4 protein-coding genes and 1 other annotated feature are annotated in these 4,454 nt (G+C 56.4%); of the genes, 1 reads left to right on the top strand and 3 read right to left on the bottom strand.

The window, feature by feature from the left end:
• Positions 1–41: 41 nt before the first annotated feature.
• The 3 genes from ACP15K_RS20105 to ACP15K_RS20115 form a co-directional block, all read right to left on the bottom strand.
• Positions 42–1,276 (bottom strand): IS3 family transposase gene (locus ACP15K_RS20105; protein WP_424991167.1). Its coding sequence is split into 2 segments (ribosomal slippage): positions 42–976 and positions 976–1,276, totalling 1,236 coding nucleotides; the frame shifts between segments, so codons are not numbered across the junction.
• Positions 873–989, bottom strand: a sequence feature (AL1L pseudoknot). Its footprint overlaps the gene before it by 117 nt.
• Before the next feature lie 47 nt (positions 1,277–1,323).
• A complete protein-coding gene (locus tag ACP15K_RS20110; protein WP_424991445.1) occupies positions 1,324–1,896 on the bottom strand; it encodes a hypothetical protein in 573 nt (190 codons plus the stop codon).
• Positions 1,889–2,962 carry a restriction endonuclease subunit S gene (locus ACP15K_RS20115; protein ID WP_424991446.1) on the bottom strand — a complete coding sequence of 358 codons (1,074 nt, stop codon included), beginning with the start codon at positions 2,960–2,962 and terminating at the stop codon, positions 1,889–1,891. The genes ACP15K_RS20110 and ACP15K_RS20115 overlap by 8 nt, the downstream gene beginning before the upstream one ends.
• A 66-nt stretch (positions 2,963–3,028) precedes the next feature.
• Between ACP15K_RS20115 and ACP15K_RS20120 the strand changes: the two genes are divergently transcribed.
• Positions 3,029–4,380 (top strand): IS3 family transposase gene (locus ACP15K_RS20120; RefSeq protein ID WP_424991181.1). Its coding sequence is split into 2 segments (ribosomal slippage): positions 3,029–3,365 and positions 3,365–4,380, totalling 1,353 coding nucleotides; the frame shifts between segments, so codons are not numbered across the junction.
• Positions 4,381–4,454 lie beyond the last annotated feature (74 nt).

Below are 4,454 nucleotides of genomic sequence, written 5' to 3' on the forward strand. Positions count from 1 at the left end.
TGAACCGCCCCGGGTTTACCGGAGAGGGTTTGGTTCAATGATTAGGCTGCTTTTTCGTCAGCGTTCAAGGCTTCGTAGAAGGCCTCTTCTGCTTCTTGCGGCGTGACGTATCCGATGGCGCTGTGCAGGCGTTCGTTGTTGTACCAGTCGATCCATTTCAATGTCTCCCATTCGACCTGGCCAACCGATTTCCAGGGGCCGATGAAGTTGATAACTTCGGTCTTGAACAGGCCGATGGTGCTTTCGGCCAGAGCATTGTCATAACTGTCCCCGACGCTGCCGACCGAGGTGTCGATCCCTGCTTCGGCCAGTCGCTCGGTGTATTTGATCGACAGGTATTGGCTGCCACGGTCGCTGTGATGGATCAGTTTGTCGGCCTCGCACGGAGCCCTCTGGCAGATGGCCTGGTTCAAGGCATCCAGCACGAAACCGGTCGACATCGAGGTCGAGACGCGCCACCCGACGATCTTGCGGGCGAAAACATCGATCACGAAGGCTACGTAAACCATTCCCTGCCAGCTGGAGACATAGGTGAAATCCGAAACCCAAAGCTGGTTTGGGAAATCCGCCGCAAACTCTCGATTCACCTTGTCGTCGGGGCATGGCTGTGCCGTGTCAGGATTGGTCGTGACGACCTTCTTGCCCCGGACAACACCCTGAATACCCATGGCTTTCATCAGGCGCTCCACGGTGCAACGAGCGATGTCGTGTCCTTCCCGGCGCAGAGCGTGCCAAATCTTGCGTGCGCCGTACCGGCACCGGCTGGCATCGAACACACGTCTGATGGCAGCCTTGTCCAGAACATCACGCTTCGCCCGCTCGGACGCAGAGGCCGGTTCGTGTTCAACGGACTTGTGGGCATAGAACGTCGATGATGCGATTCCCAGAACCCGGCAGATCGGCCCGACACCAAAGACATCACGGTGGTCGTCGATGAAGCCAATCATCGCTTGAACGGGCGGTCGAGCTCCGCCTGAGCGAAATACGCTGACGCCTTCTTCAGGATCTCGTTGGCTTGCCTGAGTTCACGGTTCTCACGCTCCAGGGCTTTGATCCGTGCCTTTTCCTCGCTCGTCGGTCCGGACAATTCACCTGCATCACGCGCAGCGCGCCGATACCAGTCCCGCAGGCTGAAAGACGAACAGCCCAGCTTCGAGGCAATGGCCCGGTAGGCGGCACTGTCGCTGCTGTAATCAGAACGATGTTCGCGGAAAAGCCGAACGCCGCGCGCGCGGAACTCAGCCGTGTAACTCGGGGAAACTTTCTTCTCTGTCATGGGGCTCACCTTTTGAGAGTTTTACTCTCCGGTAAACCCGGGGCGGTTCAATTGACTGCCAATCGATACACATTGCGTTGCTTCACGGCAAATCTGTTTTCCTTCAACTGAATGTAGCCTGCGCGGGAATCTCCCTGATCCACTTGCACCAAGTCAATGTCAGCCTTTTCCAATCGCTCACCTACATGGTTCCACCACGATTTCGGCATGTTGCCAGTTGCCTCGAAATTCAACACACCTTCCGGCATCGGTTCACCTTCCGTGTCCTGAACATCGAAGACGAAATTAACGGGGCCGAAAGGTTGAAGGATGACGAGAGGCCGCGCGTCCTGTTTGGGCCGTCTGCGGAAACGCCTTGCCCAGTCGGTTGTGTTGGCGACGTATGTGACACCAGGTTTTTGAACATGCATCAACATGGCGTTAAACGGCGCATATTCGGTGAAGCGAGAGACAAATTCGAACAGTTCTAGCTGCGCGTCGCGGGTCGCATAGAGGTTCGTGTCTGATATCAGCTGATCAATCAGCGCACGGGCGTCGTCTTCCCGCACATCGTCCTGGCCACCATGGCCTGCATGCTGAAATAGATCGCCCTGACCACCAATCCCTGCCATGTCAGACAACCACCCGCCGTTTGCCCGTGAGCAGTTGCTGCATCAGGGCCTTCTTTTCGGTGCGGAGTTTGGTGATCGATTGTGCATGCTCAGCGATCTGATCCTCTGCATCGTTCAGAACCGCTGCGATCCGTCGCTGTTCGCCAAGTTCGGGCATCAAGAAGCTGCGCTTATCGAAGGCCTTCTTTGACAACTCCAGAAAGGTTGATCCGCAGGCGTAGCGAATGAGGTCCTTCTTGAAGAACTGGAGCAAATAGAAAATGAAATCGGAGTCGAAGGCATCGGACAAAACCAGGTTCTTGAAACCTTGGTTGGTGCAGATCGGGCCAGTGGCGATTGCCATTTCACCGATGGTTGCACGAGTGCAGATCAGTATCGTGCCAGAGGGGACAAGTTTCGCAGAGGAACCCTTTAATCCGCTTTCAGTGATCATCCGTGCTGTCTTGCGAATGAAGCGCGAAGTTTGCTTCGTGATGTCGGTGGGTGTCGCCCAGTGAATATCGCCATCCCAGTTGCTGGCAACGGTGCTGTCCGGTGTTCCGCCAGATACTGTGGTGCCCGTCTCCCCCAACCGCACCTCTTTCCACGGTTGGCCCTCAAACTCAGGGAAGCGGCGTTTGCCTGTGAGGAGGGATTGCATGAGGGCGCGTTTTTGGGCTTTGGCGGTGGCCAGCAGGGCCTCCGTCTTCTCAATCGCCGCATCCCAGGTCGAGAGGATTTCCGCGATCTTTCGTTGTTCGGGGAGCGGGGGGAGTTTTAATGGTAGGCTCCGTATTGTTGGCAGACTCAGTCCTGCTTTAGCTCCGGCATCGTTCAGCCGCTGTATGGTATTGTTCATATGTTGGGATGACAAAGCATAGGCCGCGAACTCAGTCTCAACGTGGTTCGGGTCCAGCCTCAACATGGATATGTGCTGATTGATGTAGTGAGGAACATCTGGTTCATCGTGGATATACCCAACAACGCCCAGATCAGCAGTGATGGAAATCAAGACATCACCCTTTTGAAGTCTGGTGCGAAGTCCTTCATTCATCCCCTCAGGAAGCTTCACATACTTGTCTGACGTCAGCGCCAATGGGACAGTTTAGGGTAATTTGATAAGAGAGGGTTTCTGGCACATCGTAACCACCAAGGAGTGGAGATGAGACAGAAACCCGGTACCAAGCAAAGCCACGGCGAGAAGGTCGTTAAAGACATCCGCCGCGCGACGCGCAAACAGTATTCAGCCGAGGAGAAGATCAGGATCGTGCTGGACGGCCTGAAGGGCGAGGACAGCATTGCTGAGCTGTGCCGCCGCGAAGGCATCGCTCAGAGCCTGTACTACAGTTGGTCCAAGGAATTCCTCGAGGCTGGGAAGAAGCGCCTGGCGGGCGATACGGCCCGCGCGGCGACATCGAACGAAGTCAAGGATCTGCGTCGAGAATCCCGCGACCTGAAGGAAGTCGTAGCCGAACAGGCGCTGGAACTGCGGCTGCTCAAAAAAAGCATGATCGCGGATGGGGGCGACGACGAATGAGATACCCTGCATCCGAGAAACTGGAGATCATCCGCCTCGTCGAAGGCTCGCACCTGCCGACCGGGCGCACGTTGGACAAGCTCGGCATTCCCAGAACGACCTTCTATCGCTGGTATGATCGGTATCTGTCGGGCGGCCCCGAGGCGCTTGAGGATCGCAGTCCCAGGCCATCACGTGTCTGGAACCGCATCCCTGAGCCGGTGCGCGAGAAGGTCAAGGACTTGGCCCTGAAGGAAAGCGATCTGTCGCCACGTGAGCTGGCCGTGCGCTTCACCGACGTGGAAAAGTATTTTGTGTCAGAGGCTTCGGTCTATCGCATCCTCAAGTCCTACGACCTGATCACCAGCCCGGCCTATGTGGTTCTGTCCGCCGCTGACGAGTTCCACGACAAGACCACACGGCCGAACCAGCTCTGGCAGACCGACTTCACCTATCTGAAGGTCATCAGCTGGGGCTGGTTCTACCTATCGACGATCCTCGACGACTACAGCCGTTACATCATCGCATGGAAACTCTGCACAACGATGAAAACCGAGGATGTGACCGACACGCTCGACCTCGCGCTGCAGGCTTCAGGGTGTGATCAAGCAACAGTGCTGCATAAGCCGCGCCTACTCTCGGATAACGGGTCGAGTTACATCTCTGGTGAACTGGCCGATTGGCTGGAAGATCAGAAGATGGGCCATGTTCGAGGTGCGCCATATCACCCACAGACCCAGGGCAAGATCGAGCGGTGGCACCAAACGCTAAAGAACCGCATTCTGCTGGAAAACTACTACCTGCCAGGCGACCTCCGACAGCGGATCGACGCCTTCGTCGATCACTATAACCACCGGCGCTACCACGAGAGCTTGCAGAACCTCACACCCGCCGACGTCTACTTCGGGCGTGGCCAGACCATCCTGCAACAACGAGAAAGGATCAAACGAAAGACCATCGAAACGCGACGGTTGCTTCACCGCAAATCCGCCGCATAATCAACCCAGACAGATGAGCCTGACCCTCTCTTAGATCACGCAGCCATCTGTCCCAAAATCCCTGACGACGGACA

Source organism: Fluviibacterium sp. S390 (assembly GCF_049800695.1).
Lineage (GTDB): Bacteria > Pseudomonadota > Alphaproteobacteria > Rhodobacterales > Rhodobacteraceae > Meridianimarinicoccus.